We start from the raw sequence: 22,833 nt of genomic DNA on the forward strand, positions 1-22,833 counted from the left end.
CAATCGCCAAATATGTCACGGTCAGTTGTGAGGGCACGACGAATGTGTATGCGCGAGTCACACTTGTATCCCCCCTTGGTGGGGCTTGATCGAGGTGTGTGAACTCGCCATTCACCAACCATAAAAAAGGCCCGCATCAAGCGGGCCTCGTTCGTTGGCGAGGGGTGTTTGTCAATGACGGAAGTGGCGCACGCCGGTGAACACCATTGCGATGCCGCGCTCGTTCGCCGCTGCAATCACTTCGTCGTCGCGCATCGAGCCACCCGGCTGGATCACGCAGCTGGCGCCGGCATCGGCCAGCACGTCCAGGCCGTCGCGGAACGGGAAGAATGCGTCGCTTGCCACGGCCGAACCTTCCAGCGAGAGGCTGGCGTTTTCCGCCTTGATCGAGGCGATGCGTGCCGAGTCGATGCGGCTCATCTGGCCCGCGCCCACGCCCAGCGTCATGCCACCACCGCAGAACACGATGGCGTTGCTCTTCACGTACTGCGCCACGGTCCACGCAAACATCAGGTCATCCAGCTGCTGGGCGCTCGGCTGCAGCGTGGTGACCACCTTCAGGTCGGCCTTGGTGAGGAAGTGGTTGTCCGCCGTCTGTACCAGCAGGCCGGAGCCCACGCGCTTGACGTCCTGGGCATTGCGGCCCTGGTCCCACGGACGGGCACCGCCGGGCGGCAGGGCGATTTCCAGCAGGCGCACGTTGGCCTTGCCGGAGAAGATCTGGCGCGCGTCGGCGCTGAAGGACGGGGCCATCAGCACTTCCACAAACTGCTTGGCCACGAGCTGCGCGGCTTCGGCGTCCACTTCGCGGTTGAAGGCGATGATGCCGCCGAAGGCGCTGGTGGGGTCGGTCTTGAACGCCTTGGCATAGGCTTCGGCCGCCGTGGCGGCCACGGCCACGCCGCAGGGGTTGGCATGCTTGATGATCACGCAGGCCGGCGCTTCGAAGCTCTTCACGCATTCCCACGCCGCGTCGGCATCGGCGATGTTGTTGTAGCTCAGCTCCTTGCCCTGCAGTTGCTTGCCGGTCACCAGCGAACCGGGCGCCGGGAACAGGTCGCGGTAGAGCGCGGCGGTCTGGTGCGAGTTCTCGCCGTAACGCAGGTCCTGCACCTTGATGAAGCTGCTGTTCATCTGGGCAGGGTAGGCCGACAGCGAGCCGTCGTCCTGGCGGGCGCTCAGGTAATTGCTGATGGCGGCGTCGTACTGGGCGATGCGGTTGAAGGCGGCCACCGAGCAGGCAAAGCGGGTCTTGTCGCTGGTCTTGCCGTGGGCCTTGAGTTCTTCGAGCACCTGGGCGTATTGCTCAGCATCGGTCAGCACCGTCACGTCCTTCCAGTTCTTGGCAGCGCTGCGCACCATGGCGGGACCGCCGATGTCGATGTTCTCGATCGCGTCCTCCAGCGTGCAGCCGGGCTTGGCCACGGTGGCTTCAAACGGATAGAGGTTGACGGCCAGGATGTCGATGGTGGCGATGCCGTGGTCCTGCAGCGCCTGGACATGCGCCGGCACATCACGACGGGCCAGCAGGCCGCCATGGATCTTCGGGTGCAGGGTCTTCACGCGGCCATCCAGCATCTCGGGGAAGCCCGTGTGGTCAGCCACCTCGGTCACCGGCAGGCCGGCGTCAGCCAGCAGCTTGGCGGTGCCGCCGGTGGAGAGCAGCTTCACGTTCAGCGCATGCAGCGCCTTCGCGAATTCCAGGATGCCGGTCTTGTCGGAGACCGAGATCAGTGCAGTCAGTTGTGCCATGGACATTCCTTCAAACAAAATTCTTTGCATCGCTCGGTCACACCGAGCGGGGCCTGGAGATCGGCGGTGCCGGGCTCAGGCCGCCCCTTGGGGCTAGATCAACTTGTGCTCGACCAGCTTGCGGCGCAGGGTATTGCGGTTGATGCCCAACCACTCGGCCGCCTTGCTCTGGTTGCCTTCGCTGTGCTGCATCACCACTTCCAGCAGCGGTTTCTCCACCAGGCGGATCAGCATTTCATGCATGGAATGGGGGTCCTCGCCGCCAAGATCCCGGAAGTAGGCTTCCAGGTTCTCGCGCACGCAGGCCTCGATCGGTTTTGGCGTCATGCCGTGAGCCTTCTTTCTTCGTATTCGCTGTTGTCGTTGTTGTTGTCGCCGCCGTCACCATCACCACCGTCACGGTCTTCGCCATCCTGGGCTGCCCGCGCGAGATAGGGCAGCCGTTCATGTCGCTGCGCCAGTGCATCCAGCCAGTCCGTCAAGGTGCTGACCTGGGCCTCGCAGCTCTCCAAGGTATTCATGTGGCGGCGAAAGTCTTCGCCGCCGGGCAGCGCGTGCACGGCCCAGCCGATGTGCTTGCGGGCGCTGCGCATGCCGGTGAGTTCGCCATAGAGCGCGTAGTGGTCGTGCAGATGCTCGATCAGCCACTGCTTGGCGTCCGCGATGCGGGGTGCGGGCAGCAGCTCGCCGGTGGCCAGGAAGTGGGCGATCTCGGCAAAGATCCAGGGGCGCCCCTGCGCTGCGCGGCCGATCATGATCGCGTCGGCCCCCGTGGCGGCCAGCACCTCGCGGGCCTTGTGCGGGGTGCTGATGTCGCCATTGGCCACGACGGGAATGTTCAATGCCGCCTTGACGGCAGCGATGGTGTCGTATTCCGCATGGCCGCTGTAACCCTGTTCGCGGGTGCGGCCATGCACGGTGACCATGGCCACGCCCGCGCTCTCGGCGCTGCGGGCCAGGCGCACGGCGTTCTTCTCCGCCTGGCACCAGCCGGTGCGCATCTTGAGCGTCACGGGCACGCCGCGCGGCGCGCAGGCGGCCACCACGGCCTCGATGATCTCCAACGCCAGCGGCTCATCCTGCATGAGCGCGGAGCCGGCCCACTTGTTGCAGACCTTCTTGGCCGGGCAGCCCATGTTGATGTCGATGATCTGTGCGCCGCGGTCGATGTTGTAGGCCGCCGCCTCGGCCATCATCAACGCATCGGTGCCGGCGATCTGGACCGAGATCGGTGCGGGCTCGCCCTCATGGTTGGCCCGGCGCGAAGTCTTGAGGCTGTTCCACAAGTCCTTGCGCGAGGTCACCATCTCGCTCACCGCATAACCCGCCCCCAGCTTCTTGCACAGGACACGAAACGGCCGGTCCGTCACACCCGCCATGGGGGCGACGAACAGCCGGTTGGGCAAACGGTAGGGCCCAAGGGTCACGCCAGGGGAGTGACCCAAGCCCGGTGTCATGGATTCCCGGAGCGGACCGGGCGGCGGCGTGGACATGGAGAACTGCACAAAAATGAGGCAGAAGTATAGCGCCGCCGTGCTGCTCACCCGGCCTTTGGGGGTGGGCATTTCTCTCACTCCCCCCACCGCTCGTCCCTGCTTGGAGGGATGTTGTCGGCTTGTCTGCGGCCATTCGGGCGAATTCCCACCTGCGATGGTCGCTGTGCGGACCTGTCGGGCGCCGCGTGCGCCGAAGGGTGTCTAGGGTGCCTGGCGTTTCCAGAGCTGGATGCCTTGTTCAATGAAGCGGTTCATGACCCGCTCCTGCGACAACTTGTAGACGGCCCGCGCCAGCTTGCCGCGCAGCTCGGGGGTATTGCAACGGGAGCGGTGCGCCAATGTGAGAAAGAGACCTTCATGCGCCACGGCGGGCATGAGCGGGCGTATGGCCTCGCCGCCGCTGCGGGCGACATAGGCCTCGGCCGGGCTGTCCTCATAGATGAGGTAGTCCGCGCGGCCGCGCTGCAGCATCTGAATGGCCTGGTCAATGCTGGCGACCTGGGTGATCTTGAGCGACTGGCGGGCGTACTGGTCGAACTCCACACCGAAGCTGTTGTTGATCACGGTCACGCCCTGATGTGCCACCAGGTCGCTCCAGCGCTTGAAGTTCACCGGGGACGCCGTGCGGGCCCACACCACCGACCGTGTCTCGCGGAAGGCGGGGTGGAAGTAATCCATGTATTCGGTGCGGGGCAGCGTGAAAAAGGCCCCGGCAATGAGATCGATACGGCCCGCTCGCATCTCTTCCTGCACACGGCCCCAGGGACCGACATAACGCGTGTCGATGGGAATGCCGATTTCATGGGCCAGCCACTGCATCAGCTCGGCATTGGCACCGACCAGGCGGTTGTCTTCCTCGGAGGGGCGCCACAGGTAGGGCGGATACTGCGGATTGCCAGAGGCCACCAACTGCGTGCAGGCGGCCGTGCTGCCTGCGGGCACCGGGCTTGCCGCAGCACCGGGCGCAGACGGGCTGCCCGATTGCGCATGGGCAGAGGTCATCCACGCGGGAGCCAGTGCCACCAACGGCACGACCATCGCCAACGGCATGGACGCGGCGACCACCGCACCGAAGCCGATGACCGATGTTGCCGCGAGGCTGCGCAAGGACATGACGACCCCAGTAATGACCTGACCGTTCCAGATAATCCCACGCATGGAAGCTTGGCTGCAACACATGATTCACCTGATGCTGGAGGCGTTGGCGCTTCCGCAGGTCGGGTTGGGGGCGGTCTTCGTGGTCGCGTTGATCTCTGCGACCTTGCTGCCGCTGGGCTCGGAACCGGTCGTTCTGCTGCTGGTTCATCAGCAGCCGGAGCTGTTCTGGCCCGCCATCCTCGTGGCCGCAGTGGGCAACACGCTGGGCGGTGCCATCAGCTGGTGGATGGGGTGGGGCGCGGAGCGCGCCTATGAAGCGGCCGTCCATCACACCCCCCGGGATCAGCGGGTGCTCGGCTGGCTGCGCCGCTTCGGCGCCAAGACCTGCCTGCTGAGTTGGTTGCCCATCGTGGGCGATCCGCTATGCGCACTGGCGGGCTGGCTGCGCTTGCCGTTCTGGCCCTGCGTCTTCTACATGGCCATCGGCAAGTTCGGGCGCTATGTGGTCATGACGAGCGTGGGGCTTTACCTGCTGCGTTGAGTCCTGCGGCGGCGCAGCGTCGCCCCCTTGATTCACTCTTTGGGGGGGCTGGGGCCGCGCGGGTGCTCGGCCACACAATGCCGAGATGGCCCCCACAATGCGGCCCTTCGCATTGTTTGACATACATCACGCGTACTCGCGCCGACAGGAGACACCGCATGAGCCCATCCGCCAGCACCCCGTCCTATGACGCCCTGTGCCAGCGCCACCAGCGCAAGCATCGGCTGCAGCATCTGCAGGCCATCGCCTCCTGGGACCAGGCGGCCCTGATGCCCGGCGGCGGTGCGCAGGCACGCGCGGAGGCGCTGGCCGAGATGGATGGCCTGCTGCACCAGTTGGGCACCGACCCCGCACTGAAGGACTTGCTGGACCGCGCGGAACAGGAGCCGCTGGACGAGGTGCAACGCGCCTCGCTGCGGGAGATGCGCCGGGTGTGGCGGTCCGCCAATGCGCTGCCGCAGAGCCTGGTGGAGGCGAAGTCGCTGGCCAATTCGCATTGTGAGCATGCCTGGCGCAGCCAGCGTGGCGCCAATGACTGGGCCGGCTATGTGGAGAACCTGCGCCCGGTCGTGCGACTGGCGCGGGAGGAGGCTCGGCTGCTGTCCGAGGCCAGCGGCCTGAGCCGGTATGACGCCTTGCTGGACCAATACGAGCCGGGCATGCGCGCCGCCGAGGTGGACCGGGTGTTTGGCGACCTGCGCGGCTGGCTGCCGGGTCTGATCCGCCAGGTGATGGAACGCCAGGCGGGCGAGACGGTGCTGGAGCCGCAGGGGCCGTTCCCGGCGTCGGCGCAGCGGTCATTGGGGCTGGATGCCATGCGCTTGCTGGGCTTCGACTTCGAGGCTGGCCGGCTGGATGAGAGCACCCATCCGTTCTGCGGCGGGGTGCCCGAGGACGTGCGCATGACCACGCGCTACCGCGAAGACAGCTTCCTGCAGAGCCTGACCGGCACCATTCATGAAACCGGCCACGGCCGGTATGAGCAGAACCTGCCGCGTGAGTGGATGGGCCTGCCCATAGCGGCCGCGCGCTCCATGGGCCTGCATGAGAGCCAGAGCCTGTCCTTCGAGATGCAGCTGGCCTCGCACCGCGGTTTTGCGCAGCTGCTGGAGCCGCTGGTGGAGCGGCATCTGGGCCGGCAGGCAGCCTTCAGCGCGGAGAACCTGAACCGCCTGATGACGCGTGTGGCGCCGGGCTATATCCGGGTGGACGCCGACGAGGTGACCTACCCCGCCCATGTCATCCTGCGCTACGAGATTGAACGTGCGCTGATGGAGGGCGAGATCGAGGTGGAGGACATCCCGGCGCTGTGGGATGTGAAGATGCAGGAGCTGCTGGGCCTGGACACGCGCGGCAACTACCGCGACGGGCCGATGCAGGACGTGCATTGGGGGGCCGGGCTGTTTGGCTACTTCCCTTGCTACACCCTGGGGGCGATGTATGCAGCGCAGTGGTTTGCCGCGATGCGCCAGGAGCGGCCGGGCCTGGACGCGGAGATTGCACAGGGGCAGCTGGCGCCGGTGTTTGACTGGTTGAAGACGCGCATCTGGTCGCAGGGCAGCCGCTGGGAGACGCCGGAACTGGTGCAGCGCGCCAGCGGTGAGGCGCTGAACACGGCGCACTTCCGGCGGCATCTGGAGTCGCGCTACCTGGGTTGATCAGCGCCGCGGGCGTCCGGCCGGATCCGGTTGAAGCAAAAAAGGGCATCCAGGCGGATGCCCTTTTTGCTGGTGCCCTCTGTGGGGCTGTTTCGCGTTGCACCGTGGTGGCGGCGTCCCAACGCGTCCTTCGAAATCAGACGGTACGGCGGCGACGGCGAGAGAGCAGGCCGATGGTGCCCAGGCCGGCGATCATGAGCGCATAACCATGGGGTTCCGGCACGGTGGAGAGGACGCTGACACTGACGTTGTCCAGCGAGGTGCCGTAGGAGTCGCTGCGGCCGATGGCGGCGAAGCTCAGGGTCATGACCTCACCGGTGCCGGTGAAGGTGGTGGTGTAGGTGGCCCAGCTGGTGGAGGTGTTCTCGCCGACGATGCCGGAGAGGCTCCCGAGACTCCAGCTGATGCCATTGCTGCTGGCGCCCTGGTTGTCAGGGCGGTTGACGTAGGAGAAGCTGAGCTCGTAGGTGTAGCCGGCCACCGTGGCGAAGCTCTGGCTGATGCTGCTGTTGCCGTAGGTGTCGAGCTCGGCGAAGTTGCTGCCGTCGATAGCGCTGCCCACGGCGTTGTTGCGAATCTCGATGCCGTTGCTGCCGGTGGTCCAGCCCTGGATGCTGCCGAATTGGCTCCAGCCACCGCTGTAGAGGACGTTGGATTCAAAGCTGCCGTTGACGAGCAGGTTGTCATCGCTGGCAGCCAGCGCGAAGAGCGGCAGGGTGAACAGGGTGGCGGCAATCAGGCGCTTCATGGTGGCTTCGAATCAGTCTCTCGGGCGCGGGCACAGGGATGTGGCGCGGGATGGAGAGGATTGTTCGGGGCCAGGACTTGCGCGGCACCCCCCTGGACGATGGGGGTCCGGTGGGGGTTCGTGATGGACTGCACGTGGTCAGGTGGGGGTGGCTGGCGTGGGCGACAGTGCTTGTGCGTTTGTCGCCCAGGGCTGCATGGGGTCCTTGCCTTGCCTGGGCTGCCAGGTCCTGCCTGGGCTGGCTGCTTGGTCCGCCTGGTCCGGCTGGGCTGCCAGGTCCGCCTGTACTCGGAGGAGGTCGGGGCCTGCAACGACACGTCATGCGTCGAGTTGCGCGTTGGCCGCGAGGGCATGGGGCCCTTGCCTTCGCAAAAACCCCACGCCCTCCCGTCCTCGGTGCAGCACGGCGTGCGCCGAGGTGGTGTGCCGAGGGGGTGGGCGGTGCTTCCCTAGCGCGCCTTGGCTCGAGACTTGCCAGCCGCCTTCGGAGCCTTGCTTGCCTTCGCGGCAGGCTTGGTGCCAGGCGTTGCCTTGGCCATCGGCTTCACCGCGGCCGCAGTCTTTGGGGCCGTCTTGGGCGCAACGCGCTTGGCGGGGGCGTCGGCAGGCTGGATGGGCGCCTTGGGTGATTGGGGCGCTTTGATTGCTTGGGGTGTCTTGGTCGCCTTAGTTGCTTTGGCTTCTTTGGGTGCTTTAGCTGCTTTGGTCCCTTTGGGTGCCTTGGGCGCTTTTGCTGATGCGACAGCACCAGTGGCGGGCGCGACACCTTGCGCCTTGAGCGCTTCGGTCAAGGCGTCCAGGCGGGCGTTGAGAGCTTCGAAATCCTTGGCGCTGGGCGCGCCCAGGCGATTGAGCGCGCGCGCCACACGGTCTTCGAAGATGGATTCGAGCTTGTCCCAGTGCTGGCCGGCTCGCGTGCCCACTTCGCCCGCCATGTCGGACATGCGGGTGGCCACCGCCCCCAGCCGCTCTTCAGTCGTGACCTGGGTCTTCTTCTGGAGGCGGGCGCCTTCCGCTGCCAGATTGTCAAAGGCCTGGCCGCTGCTGTTCTGCGCCTTCGCAAAGGCGGCCAGCCCCGCAGACCAGATCTGCTGGGCAGATTCCTTCACGAGCTGCCCGAACTGCCCGTCCAGCAGGCCAGGACCCGAAGGCGTGGCCTCCACGGGCGGCGGGCTGCCGGCAGTCTTCTTCACCTTCTTGACCATGGACATTCCTCGTGCAGTTCAACGGCACCAAGGAGGCGCCACCAGCCCGCACTATAGGACGCTTTGGCCCACTTTCACGGGGCCGCCGGGCTCCCGAGGCCGGGAGCCCCGACAGCGGGAACTCAGAGTTCCAGCACCCCGATGGCCGCCGAACAGGCCGCCGGGGTTCCACCACCCCGCACCACAAAAGGCATGTCGCTCCACGGGCTGCCGTCCTTGGGGCAACCATCGCGCAAGGTGCCGCCCGGACATCCACAACCCTTGGACTTGACCAGCTTGTCCATCGTCTGCGCCTGCTGCGGGCTGAGCTTGGGCAGATGCGGCGCGAAGACCAGTTGCAGCGCGGTGGCTGGCGCCGGGGCATCAGACGCCGGGACGGGGCCGAACAAGGTGCTGGTGGCCTGGGTATCGCGCAACGCAACCGCCGCCTTGCCAGCCTTGGCGCGGCGCAGATAGTTCAGCGCCACTTCCATGGCCGCATAACCGCGCGCCGCGGAAGGCGTGAAAGGCTTGCGGAAGGCCGCCGTGTAGGTGTTGGCCACCTGCTCCCATCGGGTCTTGTCCACGGCCATGACCGGGCAGAGCACCGCGTCCACCCGCTCGTTCAGCGTGGCCTCGAAGTCCAGCCAGCAAGACGTGCGGGCACTGATGCGCAAACCGGTTTCCCGGCGCAGCTCGGTGGCAATGCGCTCGGCGGCATAAAGCTCGATGCGGCCCAACTGCAGTTGCAGGTCCTTGCCCTGCACACGCTCGGCGTTGTTGGACACCAGCGGAATGCCGGCCGCCTTGAGGTGGTCCGCACCATTACCGATCTCACACCAGTTGCCCAGCACGATGTCCACCTTGGCCTGGATCAGTTCGTTGGCCGCCGCCTCCGCCTTGCGTGCGTCGCAGGCACTGTCCTTGATGACCAGGGTGGGGACGGCGTCCCCCGGCCAGGTCTTGAGCGCCAGCGTCATCCCCTGCTGAAGCGCTTCTGCCTGCTGCTGGCTGGGCCAACTGCCCGGAAGAATGACGCCAATGGTCGCCGCCTGGGCGGCACCCATCAGACCCATCAAACCGGTCAAACCCGCCAGCCCCACCCAGGTGGACGGCCTCCCCAGGCGTATCCACCCACTCAGGGGCCGTACTGCTTGAGCAACTCTCATCCTCATCCCAATTCCCTCGCCATGTCGGCCTTGTTTTTCGAGGGGTCAGGTATCGCCTGTGTGCGCAATGCGGTCACTCAGGTTTTCCCGGGAGAGGGCCTCCCCACTGTCAGGGGGCGGTAAGGTTTCACGAACTGCAGGGGTATCAGAAACCCTGTAAGACCAGTTTTCCGCGTTGGCGCTGGCTTTCCTGCAAGGCGTGCGCACGCTTGAGCGACTGCGCGTTGATGGGCCCCAGCACCTCGGCCAGGGTGCTGCGGATCTTGCCCGCATCCACCAGGCGCGCCACCTCGGCCAGCAGCCGGCCCTGCTCGGTGATGTCGTGGGTGTTGTAGAGGCTGCGGGTGAACATCAGCTCCCAATGCAGGGAGAGCGACTTGCGCTTGAGCGCCATGACGTCCAGGTCGGCGGGACCGAAGTCATCGATCATGGCCAGCCGGCCCTGCGGCTCCAGCAGCTCGACAAGGTCCTTGAAGTGCTGCGGGGTATGCGTCAGGCTGACGGCATGGCGCACCGGCGCCATGCCCTGGGCCTGCAAGGCCGCGACCTGCGGCGCCAGCGGCTGCTGATGGTTGATGACGTGATGGACACCCAATTGGCGCAGCCAGTCGCCGCCGGCACCGGCTGGATCCGAGCTGGTACCGATGACGGTGAGATGGACGTGCTGGCGGGCCAGCTGGACCAGGATGGAGCCCACGCCCCCCGCCGCACCGGTGACCAGGAGGCTGACCGGGCGCGCGCCGTCGCGCTGCACCTGCAGCCGGTCATGCAGCAGTTCCCAGGCGGTGATGGCGGTGAGCGGCAGGGCCGCCGCTTCGCCGTCGCCGATGGATGTGGGGGCCCGGGCAGCGATGCGGTGGTCCACGGCCTGGAACTGGGCGTTGCTGCCCTGGCGGGTCAGGTCACCGGCGTACCAGACGCGGTCACCCACGGCGAACCCGCTCACTTCGGTGCCCAGCGCTCGAACCTGGCCCACCGCATCCCAGCCCAGCACCACCGGCGTGGCGTCACTGGCGGGGCGACCCTGGCGGACCTTGGTGTCCACCGGATTCACCGCCACGGCACGGACCTCCACCAGCAAATCCTGCGGGCCGGGCTCCGGCATGGGCAGATCCAGGTCGATCAGCGACTCAGGGTCGGTGATGGGGAGGTTCTTGATGTAGCCAACAGCTTTCATGGGGCGGTCCTGGGATTTGAAGAGGATATGGGGCGCATCGTCCGTCTTTGGGCAGAATCAATGAAGCTATTCAAATTGCTATCAGTTTCAAATGGAAATTGAAAATACCGCCGAGCTGCGCCTGCTGGTTGAGTGCGCACGCGGAGGCAGCCTCACCGCTGCTTCGAAAGTCATGAATGTCACCCCCGCTGCCGCGAGTGCCATGCTGAAGAAGTTGGAGGCGCGGCTGGGCGTGCGGCTGGTGGAGCGCAGCACCCGCGCCTTGCGCCTCACCGCAGCCGGCGAGCGCCTGCGGGACTATGCCCAGCGGGCGCTGGAGTTGCTGGAGGAGGGCGTGTCCCAGCTCAGCGAGAGCGCACCGGACAGCGCCTCGCGGACTGCCGGCCAGGTGTTGCGGGGGCGCGTCCGGCTGAGCGCGTCCAGTGATCTCACGCGCCGGGTGATGCTGCCCCTGCTGGACGAATTCCTGGACCGCCACCCCGGCGTGGACATCCATCTCAACGTGGGCGACGGCTTGCAGGATGTGGTGCGGGACGAGGTCGACATCGCCCTTCGTTACGGCGAGCTGGCGGACTCCCGTCTGGTCGCGCGCCGGTTGTATGAAGGGCGCCGGCTGCTGGTGGCCTCCCCGGACTATCTGCGCCGCCGCGGCCATCCCGCCCATCCGGAGGAATTGCCGGGACACGAGTGCATCCGGTTCAAGATCGGGGAGCGGCTGGAGCGTCAATGGCGCTTCTGGCGGCGCGGGCAACTGCAGGGGCCGGCGCTGGATGTGGCGGTGCAGGGGCAGCGCAGCGCCGACGATGGCGGCATTGCCCACCTGTGGGCGCTGGAAGGGCGCGGCCTGACCTACAAGAGCGAGCTGGATGTGCGCCAGAGCCTCCTCAGCGGGGCGCTGGTGGACGTCTTGCCCGATTGGGTGGGGCGGCCGATGCCGCTGCACGCCGTGATGCCCAGCCAGCGTTTCATGCCGCAACGCATCAAGGCGCTGATCGACCACCTGGCGGAGCGGCTGAGCGGCTGACGGGCTGTGACGATCGTGACGGGCTGACCGGCTGGCCCAACTGGCTGGAGGGCTGCCGGATGTGGCTCAGTGCTGGTGGCCGCCGTGGCCCTGGTGGTCATCCTTGGCGGCGGGGGCACCCAGGGCCTTGACGCTGGCGGTGACCTGCACGGTCTCACGCTTCTTGTCGGCACCCTCGAAGACCAGGGTCAACGGCACCTGGTCGCCTTCCTTCACCGGGGCCTTGAGCTCCATCAGCATCACGTGATAGCCGCCGGGCTTGAGCTCCACCGGCTTGCCCGCCGGCAGGTCCAGTGCCGGCACGGCGCGCATGCGCATCACCTGGCCGTCCATGGCCATCTCATGGACTTCCGCCACGCCGGCCACCGGCGTGCTGACCGACACCAGCTTCACCGCCGCCGGTGACTGCAACTGCATGAAGGCGCCGGTGGCTTTTTGCTGCGCTACGGTGGCGCGCACCCAGGGGGCCGTCACCGTGACCTGCGCCAGCACAGGGCCGGCCACAGCCAGCATCAGCATGGGCACCACAACGCGGAGGGAGGAGAAGGAGGGACGGACCGACATGACGGCTACCTGCCTGCAAGGATGAATGATGCGTGGAAGTATCGGGCATCCCGGCTGCCCCATTGGGTGGGTAGGGCGCCAGGGGGCGCAAAACGACGCAAAGGGGGATCACCATGCCATTCCATCGGGGCCGCCTGATTGATCATGTGCACCTGCGCGCGCGCGACCTGGACGCCAGTAAACGCTTTTACCGCGCCGTGCTGGAGGCCCTTGGGCTGGGCCACGCGATTGAGGAGGACGCCCAGCATTTTGCGATCGACGAACTCTGGATCGACCGGGCGGATGACACCGCCACCGGGGCGGGGCGCGTTTCGCATGTGCACCTGGCCTTCCGCGCCAAGGACCAGGCCGCGGTGCAAGCCTTCCACCGGGCCGCACTCGCCGCAGGCGGCAAGGACCATGGCGGGCCGGGCGAGCGGTCCTACCATCCCGGGTACTACGCCGCCTTTGCGCTGGACCCGGACGGCAACAACATCGAGGCGGTTTATCACGGTCCGTTCAAGGCCTCGGCCGAGTCGGTGGTGATCACCCCCGAGCTGCCGCTGCCTTGAGCAGCGGCGATGGGCGCTGGTGAGCTGTCGCCGACCTGGCTCAGGTGTCGGCCGACAGCTGCCAGCTATGGGCTATGGGCTATCGGTTAGCGGTTAGCGCCTACCGCCTACCGCCTACCGCCTACCGCTTACCGCTTACCGCTTGATGGCTGACAGCTGACGGCTGACGGCTGACGGCTGACGGTTCAGTCCAGGTAGCCCAGCGAGCGCAGGGCGTCCTTGACGACGACTTCGCGCTGAGCGGCAAGGTCGTCGCGCAGCATGTCCATGTTGAGCGCGAAGTACACCGGCCGAGGGTCGCGGTCCCGTTCCAGCCAGCCAACAAACCAGCCGATGGCCGGTGTGGTGGCTGTGCTCCAGCCGGTCTTGGCATAGAGGGTCCAGCCGGGGCCCTGGTTGCGCCGCATCACCGTGCGGGCGGAGGCATAAGTGTGATCGGCCAGCGGCAATTCCCGGTCATGCAGGCGCCGCAGGAACTCGACCTGGCCGACCGCGCTGATGCGCAGGTCGCCGTCCAGCCAGAAGCTGTCCCCCACCGGGCCGGCCTTGGCATTGCCGTAGCGGAAGTCGTAGAGAAACTGCTGCACGGTGGGCTGGCCGACGGTACGGGCCAGGTGCTGGAACACCCACACGGCGGAGACCTTGTAGGCCGAGGCCAGGGTCTGGTCCTGGTTCCAGTCGTCGATGCGGCGCTTCTTGCCGTCCCATTTGAAGCGCTCGTTCTCGTCCTTGGCCACCCCCGTCTCCAGCGCGATGAGCGACATGGGGATCTTGAAGGTGGACGCCGGTGAATAGGGGTTGTAGGCGCGGGCGGCGTCGGAGGCCATCCACTGGCGGCTGCCGCTGTCCATCAGCACCAGGGTGCCGTGGGTGTTCAGCGCGTCGAAGCCGCGTTGCAGTTCGGGCCGGGTGACCCAGGGCTCGCGGTGGTCGGCGGATGCGGCGGGTTGGCTGGGGCGTGTGCCGGCGGCGCCAGCGGTGTCCTGCGCGGTGGCGGCCGTGCAGCCGCTCAAGGCCAGGCAGGCCACAGCCAGCGCGGCGGTGATGTGGCGAGGGTGGATCAGTGTGGAAAGGTTCATGAAGCACTCGTTGCAGTGGATGTCGAGGTCTTCAGTGTTGGGCCAGAGGGCGCTTCACAGGGGCCGAAGTGCCGTTACGCGCGTTGCGGCTGGCGCGTCAATTCATCGGCTTCCTCCAGGTAGCGTTGGCGCGCTTGCGGGTCACGCAGCTTGCGCGCCTGGAGTCGGGCCTGGCGCACGAGATCGGTGGCGCTGAAGCTGTCGCATTCGGCAGCGGCATGGCGTGCCCAGAGCAGCAGGAAGGCACAGCGCTGATCGGCCGGAATCTGGGACTGGCGGCCCCGGCAGGCCTCCCACCGGTGGGCGGCCAGCGCGGCGTAGGAGTCGGCCTGCAGGGGCTGACCCGCCTCATCGGCGAGACGGCGCAGGGCGCTGAAGCGCAGCTTGCCGAGCGTGGCCAGGCGCAGCAGGAAGATGGTGTTGAGCAACGAGCTGCGGCCGAGTTGCCAGCGGGTGCAGATGGCGTCGCTGAGCAGCAGCCAGCGCAGTGCGTCCTTGATGCTGGCCTGCGTGCCCAGGAGCTCCGCATGGGCCAGTTGGCCGATCCCGTGGGCGAGATTGGCGGCGCAGATCTGCAGGGCATCGGGCAGGCCGGCGAGCGAGGCGCTGCGCAGGGCATCACCGAGGGTGGCAATGGCGGCTGCTGCCAGTGCCGTGTCCCCCTGCGCCAGGGCCAGTTCACGCAGCGCGATGCCCCGCAGGTTGCCGTGGTCGCAGCGCAGCGTGGGGTCGAAGGCCAGGGCCGCGGGGGGCACCTCGTCGAGGCGGGCGAGGGCGGCAGCGGGCTGGCCGAGGCTGCCGTACCAGTGCCAGGCGGCCAGGATGGCGATGCGGGCGTTGAGCTGCAGGCGCTCGGGCGCGGGCAGGCGCGGGTCGTTGAGCGTCTGGGAGAGGTCGCGCAGTTCGTCCTGGAGTGCGCCCCAGTCGCCCAGCCGGCGGGCGATGCGGGCGCGGCGCCAGCCCAGGGCGGCGACGGCAAGCGGGTCCTGCGGCGGGAGGTGGGGCACCGCCTGCTGGAGGGCCAGGCGGGCCGGGTAAAGCTCCCCACGGTCCAGCAGGTGGTCGGCCCGCGCGAGCGCTTCGGTATAGGCCCAGGGGATGAGGGGGGTGGTCGCAGCGCCGGGGCCGGTGGCGAGGGGGCGTTGGCCGAGCCAGTCGGCCAGCTCGGACCCCTGGGCGTTGCCGCCAGTGTCCAGATGGAAGCTGCAGCGGGCCAGCACCGGTTCGTGCAGCCAGAAGGGGCCGCCGCTGGGGGTCTGGGCGGCGATGAGCGTCTGCAGAGGCGTGTTGCCCAATTGGGCCATCGCACGCCAGACCTGCGTGCGGTGCAGTTCCGCCATGCCGGCGATACGGGCGCAGAGGTCGGCCCGGCTGCAGGGGCTGTCCCGACGGGCGAAGCCTTCGTCATGGGCCTGGAGCAGCGCGGCCAGCAGGCGGGGAAGCAGGCGGCTGCGCAGAACCGGCGCTTCAGGGCCGATGCGCAGACCGGTGCGGTGGAGCTCCACGCGCAGCGGATGGGCGTTGGTGTGGCCGGAGGAGGGGGCGGACGGGGAGGGGAAGGCGGAGGCGGAGGCGGGCATGGGCGCTGGATTGTGCGCGGAGCATTTTCCGTCGGGGAGGGGAGGTGCGTAACGAGCGTTACACGGGACTTCCATGGGAAGGAGCGGGCCGTGGCTGCGTTTTCTTGTGGAGGACGTATCAGGCCGGGCCCGCCACTTGCCTGATGACAGGCAAATCACCTTGAGGAGACTGAAATGGTGGCGAATGAAGCCTGGTATGGCAGTGAGGTCGGTGGCCTGCGGATGGGCAGCGGTGCGTTGTCCGCCGTGTCCTGGGGCTCGGTGCTGGCGGGTGCTGCGGCGGCTGCGGCCTTGTCGTTGATCCTGCTGGTGCTGGGCACTGGCCTGGGCCTGGCGGCGGTATCACCCTGGGCGGGCGAAGGGGCCGAAGCGCAGACGCTGGGTGTGACCAGCGTGGTGTGGCTGGCGCTGACGCAGCTGGTGGCGGCTGGGGTGGGCGGCTATTTGGCTGGCCGCCTGCGGACACGTTGGCGCGACACCCACAAGGATGAGGTGCACTTTCGCGACACGGCCCATGGCCTGCTGAGCTGGGCCGTGGCCACCCTGTTCACGGCAGCCCTGCTGGGGGCCGCCATTACCGGGGTCCTGGGGGCGGGTGTGAAGGCCGCGTCCACGGTGGCCGGTGGCACGGCCGCCGTGGCAGCCGCTGGCGTGGCCGGCAGCGCCGATGGGGGCGGTGCGCTCCCGGCGGGTGCTGGCGAGCGCGGCCGTGGTGGGCGCGGGGCTCGAGACGAGGGGGGCTTCGATCTGGGCTATTACCTGGATGCCATGCTGCGGCAGGCCCCGGGTGCGACCACTGCCGGCTCGTCAGGTGCGGCCACGGGGGCCGCTCCCAACCCGGCGACGCTGCGGACGACGCCGGATGCCGGCACGGCCAGCATCCAGCCGGAGCTGTCGCGTCTGGTGATGCACGCGTGGCGGCAAGGTGGGACGTTGACCGCGGAAGACACTCAACAAGCAGGTGCGCTGGTGGCGCAACGCACGGGGCTGAGCCAGGCCGATGCGGAGAAGCGCGTGACCACCTGGCTGGAGCGTGCCCGTACGGATGCGCAGGCCGCGCAGACCCGTGCCCGCGAAGCGGCAGACACGGCGCGCAAGGTGGCCATGCAGACGGCGCTGTGGATGTTCGTGGCTTTGCTGGTGGGGGCATTCACGGCCAGCTGGCTGGCCACGGTGGGTGGCCGTCAACGTGACCTGCAGGACTGAAAGGAGACCAACATGCGATCGATTCTGTTGTATTTGCTCGGCGTGCCAATCCCCATCATTATTCTGATTGCGCTGATCCGGTAGGGCCTGCCCTTGAGAGCCTCCCGCCAGGGCTCCTCTATGCAATGAGTCGCGGAACGCGCGCAGCGCCGTTCAAGCGGGGCTCTGGTTAGCGAAGAGGGCCACCGCCGGGCCGCCCCAAGGTGGCCCTTAGCCCCCTCGGGGGGCGGCTGGTCGGGCCCTAGGCCCGGCCAGCCGGGGGCACCATCATGTCGCGGAACGCGCGCAGCGCCGTTCAAGCGGGGCTCTGGTTAGCGAAGAGGGTCACCGCCGGGCCGCCCCAAGGTGGCCCTTAGCCCCCTCGGGGGGCGGCTGGACGGGCCCTAGGCCCGACCAGCCGGGGGCTAATGAAAATCCCTGCTCGCGGTTTGGAGGCGGCCTAGCAGGGGGGTCAGGTCTTCCAGGTGGCCTGCAATGAGGTTGCGTACTTCCCCCTTGCGCTGCCACTGTCCCCGTACTGCCAGCAGCCGTGCATGCAGCATCACCTGCCGCTGCCGCTCCCAGAGCTTGCGATGCACGATGACCTGCACGTCGCCGGTCTCGTCTTCCAGCGAGATGAAGATCGTGCCCTTGGCTGTGGCCGGCTGTTGCTTGACGGTGACGATGCCGCAGCCCCGCACCACGCGCCCGTCCGGCAGATCACTCAGCTCCGCCGCGCTCATGAGCCGGCGCTGCTGTAACAGGGGCCGCAACAAGGACAGGGGATGGCTGCGCAGGGTCAGCCCCAGGGACGCATAGTCAAAGACGATGTCCTCACCCTCCGGCGCCTGTGGCAGCTCCAGAAAGTCTTCCTGCACCGGCGCCGCACGCAGCAGGGGCGGTGGCGCGTGTTGCGCCGCGGCGTCCCACATCTGCTGGCGGCGATGGCCGCTGAGGCTGGCCAACGCATCACCCGAGGCCAGCATGGTCATCTGCTGCTGGTTCAGCCCGGCGCGCCGCGCCACATCCTCGGCATCCTCAAAGAGCGCTTCCTCCCGCGCCCGCTGAATGGCGGTCGCCGAGGCTTGCTGAAGCCCCTTGACCAGCCGCAACCCCAGGCGCACCGCCTTCGGTGGCAGATGGGCCGGCCGTGAGCGCGGGGCCGGGTCATGCCAGGGCTCCAGCGTGCAGTCCCAGTCGCTGTGCAAGACATCGGGCGGCAGCACCACCACGCCATTGCGCTTCGCGTCCTGCACCAGTTGGCTGGGGGAATAGAACCCCAAAGGCTGCGAATTCAGCATGCCGGCCAGGAACTCCGTCGGCCGATGGCACTTGAGCCAGCTGCTGGCGTAGACCAGCAAGGCAAATGAAGCCGCATGGGATTCCGGAAAACCGTATTCCGAGAAGCCCTTGATCTGCTCGAAGATCGACTCGGCAAATTCAAGCTGGTAGCCCCGCGCGGTCATGCCTTGCACGATCTTGTCGTAGTACTTCTGCAGCCCGCCTTTGCGCTTCCAGGCCGCCATCGATCGCCGCAGCCCGTCCGCCTCGCCGCCCGAGAACCCGGCCGCCACCATCGCAATCTGCATGACCTGTTCCTGGAATACCGGCACCCCCAACGTGCGCTCCAGCACCACCTTCAGTGCTTCGCTGGGGAACTCCACCGGCGCGAGCTTTTGCCGCCGCTGCAGATAAGGGTGGACCATGCCGCCCTGGATGGGCCCCGGCCGCACGATGGCCACCTCGATGACGAGGTCGTAGAAGCAGTGGGGGCGCAGCCTCGGCAGCATGCTGCGCTGCGCCCGGCTCTCGATCTGGAAGACCCCGATGGTCTCGGCGCGCGAGATCATCTGGTAGGTCTCCTCGTCTTCCGACGGAATGTCGTGCAGGCCGAAGTGGTCGCCGTCGCGTTCACTGACCAGGGCCAGGGTCTTGCGCAAGGCCGTGAGCATGCCCAGGCCCAGGACATCGACCTTGAGCAGCCCCACCGCATCCAGGTCGTCCTTGTCCCACTCGATCACGGTGCGGTCCGGCATGGAGGCGTTCTCCACCGGCACCATGCGGGTGAGTGGCCCCTGCGTCAGCACAAAACCGCCTGGGTGCTGCGAGAGATGGCGCGGGAAACCCAGCAGGTCACGGGTGAGGTCCAGCAGCTGCCGCACCGCCAACTGCGTAATGTCCAGCCCCACTTCGGCCAGGCGCGCCGCGTCGATGTCCATGCCATCCCACCATTGGTGGTTGCTGCACAGCGCATCCAGTGCCTCCGGGTCGAAACCCAGCGCCTTGCCCACATCGCGCAGCGCGCTCTTGACCCGGTAGGAGATCACCACCGCCGCCAGCGCCGCACGGTCGCGGGTGTACTTGCGGTACAGATACTGGATGATCTCCTCGCGGCGCTCGTGCTCGAAGTCGATGTCGATGTCTGGCGGTTCATTGCGTTCCTTGCTGATGAAACGCTCGAACAGCACCTGCATGCGGGCCGGGTCCACCTCCGTCACGCCAGTGCAATAACAGACCACCGAATTGGCCGCGCTGCCCCGGCCCTGGCAGAGAATGCCCTGCGAGCGGGCGTATTCGACGATGTCGGCCACCGTGAGGAAGTAGTGCTCATACTGCAGTTCCTCGATGAGATCGAGTTCCCGCTCGATCTGCTCGCTGATGGCCGCCGGAATGCCGCCAGGCCAGCGTCGGCCGGCGCCTTCGTGCGTGAGGCGGCGAAGATGCGAGGCCGGGGTCTCGCCGTCGGGGACCACCTCGTTGGGGTAGCGGTAGCGCAGTTCACCCAGGCTGAAGTCACAACGCGCCGCCACCTGCAGGGTCTCGGCCAGCAGGTCCTCCGGAAAGCGCTGCCCCAGGCGGCTGCGTGCACGCAGATGGCGCTCCGCATTGCGGTCGAGCGCCTGGCCACAGTCGGTCAGCGGTTTGCACAACCGGGTGGCGGTGAGCACATCCTGCAGCGGCTTGCGGCTGCGCACATGCATGGTGGCATTGCCAACGGCCACCAGCGGGATCTCGGTCAATGCGCTGAGCTCGCGCAGCCGCACCAGGCGGATCTCGTCATCGCTGCGGTGCAGTTGGTCCACGCCCAGCCAGCAGCGGCCAGTGAAGCGGGTCAACAGCCAGCGCGCCAGCGCCATCAGCGGCGCCGGCTGGGCGAACCGGTCCGGGCAGGCCACCACCACGCAGTCGTCCAGGTCCTGCGGGCCGATGTCGCGCAGCGTGCAGCGGTAGGTGCCTTTCTCGCTGGCGCGGCGCAGGCGAGAGATGAGCTGGCACAGGTTGCCGTAGCCGTTGAGGTTGCAGGCCAGCACCACCAGGGTGAAGGCACATGGCGCCTCCTGCACCTCGAACTGGCTGCCCACCAGCAACTGCAGGCCGTGTTCCTTGGCCGCCACATGCGCACGCACCATGCCGGCCATGCTGCATTCATCGGTGAGGGCCAGGGCGCGGTAGCCCAAGGCCTTGGCGCGTTGCACCAACTCCTCCGGCCAGCTGGCGCCTTTCAGGAAGCTGAAGTTGCTGATGCAGCGCAGTTCGGCGTAGTCAGGCAGCCGCGCAGCGTCCGCATCGGCGGCGCCGTCGTCGATGGGGGGGGCGGATTCGGGATCCACAGGGAATTCCGGCGGCGGCTGGCTCATGGCGGGGGCCCCGCATCAGGCGTAGATGCCGTGCAGATACCAGGCGCCACCCCCACCGGCCAGGCGCTCCTGGAAGATGGCCAGCACACCGGCGTTGTCGTTCACTGCCACCCAGTAGTCGCGCAGGACGTTGCGGTGGCCGGCCTGGGCCTGGGGCGTATCCACGGGGGTGGGGCCGGGGGCGCCGGGCAACCGGTCCCACCAACCGCCTTCCACCCGGTCCGGACCGATCAGCAGCGTCAGCGCGCCCTGGTAGTGCGGGCATTCATTTCGCACCGCCAGCTTCAACGGCTCATCCAGCAGGAAGGCCGGTTCGGGCGTCTGGGGCGATGCGCAGGCGCGCGGCCGGCCGCCCCGCTTTGGCGACGCGGGGTCGGACGGCTGCCAGCGTGTCATCCATTCCATCCGGTGCTCATCCACCAGCGCCGGCTGCAGCACCCGCGCCGGACCTAGCCGGGCGGCGATGCGTTCCAGCGTGAGGTAGAGCGTCTCGCCGGTGCGGATCTCATCAGGCAGCAGCGAGGCGCTGTCCTCCACCAGCGGTTGCACATCCAGGGCTTGCAGCCTCAGTTCCCCCACAGGGGCCAGCAACTGCGTCTTGGCCAGGTGTTCCGCCAGCAGGCGACAGAAATGCTCCAGCTCGCGGATGGGTTCGGCAGTGCGTACCGTCAGGTGGCCATGGTCACCAATCTCACGGGCGCGCATCGAGTCATGCATCCAGTGCAGAGTGAACCCGGTGGCGCCTGCATGGCGGGCCGCCAGCCAGCCGCACAACTGCATCAGCAAGGGGCGCGCGCTCATCAGCAGGGCGGGCGCACGGTCTTCACGGCTGGGCAGTTCCAGGCGTGCATGGAAGTCCTCCGGCAGCGCTTCCCAGCCATGCACCTCGGGCCGCAAGCCATAGGCCTGGTCCAGGGCCGCCAGTACACCGGCCCCGAATCGGCGACTGATGCCGCCGCGTGGCAGGCCACGCAACTGACCGAGCGTGCGCACACCCGCGCGGCTGAGCGGCTCCGCATGGGCCGCGGCGGCACTCAGGGCTTCCAGCGGCAGGGGGTCCAGCACGGCCTGCAGCAGCCGGTCGCCCAGGTCGGTGACCCCACAGCGCGCCAGCACCAGCGCCGCGTTGGCGGTGGAGGCCCAGCCGATGCGGCACACGCCCAGGTCCGGTGCCTCGTCGGCCAAACGGGCCTTGAGGGCGTTCAAGCCTCGGAACAGGCGCAGGCTGGCGGCGACTTCCATCACCACCGCATCCTCCATCCGGGCCACCCGTGGCGTGAACTGCAGGCACCACACGGCCAGCCCCCGCAGGGCGTCGGGCGAGACCACGAAGGGCGCCTGCGGGTCCTCAGAAGGAGAGGGTGGAAGAATCAGGGCGACCCACAGCATGGTGGAGCTCCTTGGCGGCAGGGAGGGCGGACCCAGACGACGGCGTGGGCGCTGACGTGGCGGCGATGGGGGTGGCGAGTGTGGTGGCGTGTGCGGATGCGCCTGGGGCCAGCGACGTAGCCTCGCCGACCGCGATGGCGTTGGTGGTGGCGTTCGTAGTGGCTGTTGTTGGGCGCTTTGCCGGTGTCCGCTGCCGCTGGGCCCGCAGGTCGCTGGGGTGCATCACACGGGGTGTCAGCACCAGCTCCAATCCCCCGGGGATGGAGGGCAGCACCACTGGCTGCTCATGGGCCGGGCCCTTGCGCTTGAGCAGGGTCACCTGCAATTGCCAATCCACATCCACGTCCACCGCCACCCGCAAGGGCGCGGGAGAGGGGTCATGGCGGGCCTGTATCGGCCGGAACAGGAAGACGGGGCCATCAAACGACTGCGCCAGCACCTGCAGCCGGCGCAACTGCTCCGGCGCCGCCTGCGGCAACCAGGCCAGCACCGCGCCGGCCGCATTGGACTTGATCAGTTGTTCTGTGCACCACAGCCGCTCGGAGGTTGCCTGGGCCTGGATCCACACCAGTTGACGTTCACCCAGTCCCAGATGCATCAGGCCGGGCAGATGCGGACGTTTGGGTGCTCCCACCAGCACCACGGCGGCGCCGTCACTCACCACCTCGCGCAGGGCCGGACCGATCAGCCGCCATTCGGCCAATGAAAACTGCGGCTGCAGGATTTCGGTGATCTGGCGCGACGGCCATCCACCGTCCGGCAGTTCTGCATCCAGGGCCGGAAAACCGCTGGACCAGGCGGTGTTGCAGGAACGACCCATGGCATCACCCCGCCACAAGGCCTCCGCCACGTTGGCGGGCAGCGGCATGACATCCGGCCGGGCGGCATTCTGCGAAGGGGACAGCAGTCCAGGCTGGGCGGACATGATTAGCAAAATACTGTATGGGGATACAGTATATGGGGCAGTTCTGGCCGCAAAAGTAAGTGGGCCTCACGCGGC

The 22,833-nt window shown here is 67.7% G+C and carries 19 protein-coding genes; 5 read left to right on the top strand and 14 right to left on the bottom strand.

Features of this window, described 5'->3' with window-relative positions; all coding sequences use genetic code 11:
* Positions 1 to 171 precede the first annotated feature (171 nt).
* The 4 genes from purH to BMY53_RS10215 form a co-directional block, all read right to left on the bottom strand.
* Positions 172 to 1,752 carry a bifunctional phosphoribosylaminoimidazolecarboxamide formyltransferase/IMP cyclohydrolase gene (purH, locus tag BMY53_RS10200; protein ID WP_092946568.1) on the bottom strand — a complete coding sequence of 527 codons (1,581 nt, stop codon included), beginning with the start codon at positions 1,750 to 1,752 and terminating at the stop codon, positions 172 to 174.
* Between the two features lie 93 nt (positions 1,753 to 1,845).
* The gene (locus tag BMY53_RS10205) at positions 1,846 to 2,079 is read right to left on the bottom strand and encodes a helix-turn-helix domain-containing protein (protein WP_092946194.1); all 234 of its coding nucleotides are present in this window, start codon (positions 2,077 to 2,079) and stop codon (positions 1,846 to 1,848) included.
* Positions 2,076 to 3,209: a tRNA dihydrouridine synthase DusB gene (gene dusB / locus BMY53_RS10210; protein ID WP_092946570.1), complete on the bottom strand. Its 1,134-nt coding sequence runs from the start codon at positions 3,207 to 3,209 to the stop codon at positions 2,076 to 2,078. The genes BMY53_RS10205 and dusB overlap by 4 nt, the downstream gene beginning before the upstream one ends.
* 240 nt (positions 3,210 to 3,449) lie before the next feature.
* Positions 3,450 to 4,361, bottom strand: coding sequence for a substrate-binding periplasmic protein (locus BMY53_RS10215; protein ID WP_177200818.1), 912 nt, complete (start codon positions 4,359 to 4,361; stop codon positions 3,450 to 3,452).
* Positions 4,362 to 4,404: 43 nt separating this feature from the next.
* Here BMY53_RS10215 and BMY53_RS10220 point away from each other — a divergent pair, with 43 nt between their 5' ends.
* Both BMY53_RS10220 and BMY53_RS10225 read left to right on the top strand, forming a co-directional pair.
* Positions 4,405 to 4,887, top strand: coding sequence for a YqaA family protein (locus BMY53_RS10220; RefSeq protein WP_092946572.1), 483 nt, complete (start codon positions 4,405 to 4,407; stop codon positions 4,885 to 4,887).
* Between the two features lie 158 nt (positions 4,888 to 5,045).
* A complete protein-coding gene (locus BMY53_RS10225) occupies positions 5,046 to 6,545 on the top strand; it encodes a carboxypeptidase M32 (protein WP_092946196.1) in 1,500 nt (499 codons plus the stop codon).
* Between the two features lie 136 nt (positions 6,546 to 6,681).
* Here BMY53_RS10225 and BMY53_RS10230 read toward each other — a convergent pair whose 3' ends face one another.
* From BMY53_RS10230 to BMY53_RS10245, 4 genes are all read right to left on the bottom strand, one after another.
* Positions 6,682 to 7,293, bottom strand: a complete 612-nt coding sequence (locus BMY53_RS10230) for a DUF642 domain-containing protein (RefSeq protein WP_092946573.1) — start codon at positions 7,291 to 7,293, stop codon at positions 6,682 to 6,684.
* A 449-nt stretch (positions 7,294 to 7,742) separates the two neighbouring features.
* A complete protein-coding gene (locus tag BMY53_RS10235; RefSeq protein ID WP_092946574.1) occupies positions 7,743 to 8,498 on the bottom strand; it encodes a phasin family protein in 756 nt (251 codons plus the stop codon).
* Positions 8,499 to 8,620: 122 nt separating this feature from the next.
* Positions 8,621 to 9,544 (bottom strand): type 1 periplasmic-binding domain-containing protein, encoded by a 924-nt coding sequence (locus tag BMY53_RS10240; RefSeq protein ID WP_143074022.1) that lies wholly within the window; start codon positions 9,542 to 9,544, stop codon positions 8,621 to 8,623.
* A 247-nt stretch (positions 9,545 to 9,791) separates the two neighbouring features.
* On the bottom strand, positions 9,792 to 10,823 hold the full coding sequence (locus tag BMY53_RS10245) for a zinc-binding alcohol dehydrogenase family protein (RefSeq protein ID WP_092946198.1): 1,032 nt from the start codon (positions 10,821 to 10,823) through the stop codon (positions 9,792 to 9,794).
* A 91-nt stretch (positions 10,824 to 10,914) separates the two neighbouring features.
* Between BMY53_RS10245 and BMY53_RS10250 the strand changes: the two genes are divergently transcribed.
* Positions 10,915 to 11,847, top strand: a complete 933-nt coding sequence (locus BMY53_RS10250) for a LysR family transcriptional regulator (RefSeq protein WP_092946199.1) — start codon at positions 10,915 to 10,917, stop codon at positions 11,845 to 11,847.
* Positions 11,848 to 11,913: 66 nt separating this feature from the next.
* On the opposite strand, the gene BMY53_RS10255 is transcribed toward BMY53_RS10250, so the two are convergent.
* Positions 11,914 to 12,411: a copper chaperone PCu(A)C gene (locus BMY53_RS10255; protein ID WP_092946200.1), complete on the bottom strand. Its 498-nt coding sequence runs from the start codon at positions 12,409 to 12,411 to the stop codon at positions 11,914 to 11,916.
* A gap of 113 nt (positions 12,412 to 12,524) precedes the next feature.
* Between BMY53_RS10255 and BMY53_RS10260 the strand changes: the two genes are divergently transcribed.
* A complete protein-coding gene (locus BMY53_RS10260) occupies positions 12,525 to 12,962 on the top strand; it encodes a VOC family protein (protein WP_092946201.1) in 438 nt (145 codons plus the stop codon).
* A gap of 185 nt (positions 12,963 to 13,147) precedes the next feature.
* On the opposite strand, the gene blaOXA is transcribed toward BMY53_RS10260, so the two are convergent.
* Both blaOXA and BMY53_RS10270 read right to left on the bottom strand, forming a co-directional pair.
* On the bottom strand, positions 13,148 to 14,041 hold the full coding sequence (gene blaOXA / locus BMY53_RS10265; RefSeq protein ID WP_092946202.1) for a class D beta-lactamase: 894 nt from the start codon (positions 14,039 to 14,041) through the stop codon (positions 13,148 to 13,150).
* 74 nt (positions 14,042 to 14,115) lie between these two features.
* Positions 14,116 to 15,621 (bottom strand): hypothetical protein, encoded by a 1,506-nt coding sequence (locus BMY53_RS10270; RefSeq protein WP_092946203.1) that lies wholly within the window; start codon positions 15,619 to 15,621, stop codon positions 14,116 to 14,118.
* Between the two features lie 174 nt (positions 15,622 to 15,795).
* Here BMY53_RS10270 and BMY53_RS10275 point away from each other — a divergent pair, with 174 nt between their 5' ends.
* Positions 15,796 to 16,827: a hypothetical protein gene (locus tag BMY53_RS10275; RefSeq protein WP_092946204.1), complete on the top strand. Its 1,032-nt coding sequence runs from the start codon at positions 15,796 to 15,798 to the stop codon at positions 16,825 to 16,827.
* A 404-nt stretch (positions 16,828 to 17,231) separates the two neighbouring features.
* Here the strand turns inward: BMY53_RS10275 and BMY53_RS10280 are convergent, their stop codons facing one another.
* From BMY53_RS10280 to imuA, 3 genes are read right to left on the bottom strand one after another with little or no spacing between them, the layout of a single operon-like run.
* A complete protein-coding gene (locus BMY53_RS10280; protein ID WP_092946205.1) occupies positions 17,232 to 20,444 on the bottom strand; it encodes an error-prone DNA polymerase in 3,213 nt (1,070 codons plus the stop codon).
* A gap of 15 nt (positions 20,445 to 20,459) precedes the next feature.
* Entirely contained in the window at positions 20,460 to 21,833 is a 1,374-nt protein-coding gene (locus tag BMY53_RS10285) for a Y-family DNA polymerase (RefSeq protein WP_177200819.1), read from the bottom strand.
* A complete protein-coding gene (gene imuA / locus BMY53_RS10290; RefSeq protein ID WP_092946206.1) occupies positions 21,793 to 22,758 on the bottom strand; it encodes a translesion DNA synthesis-associated protein ImuA in 966 nt (321 codons plus the stop codon). Before imuA ends, BMY53_RS10285 begins: the two co-directional genes overlap by 41 nt.
* Between the last annotated feature and the right edge of the window lie 75 nt (positions 22,759 to 22,833).

The sequence above is a fragment of the Roseateles sp. YR242 genome (genome assembly GCF_900109745.1).
Lineage (GTDB): Bacteria > Pseudomonadota > Gammaproteobacteria > Burkholderiales > Burkholderiaceae_C > Roseateles.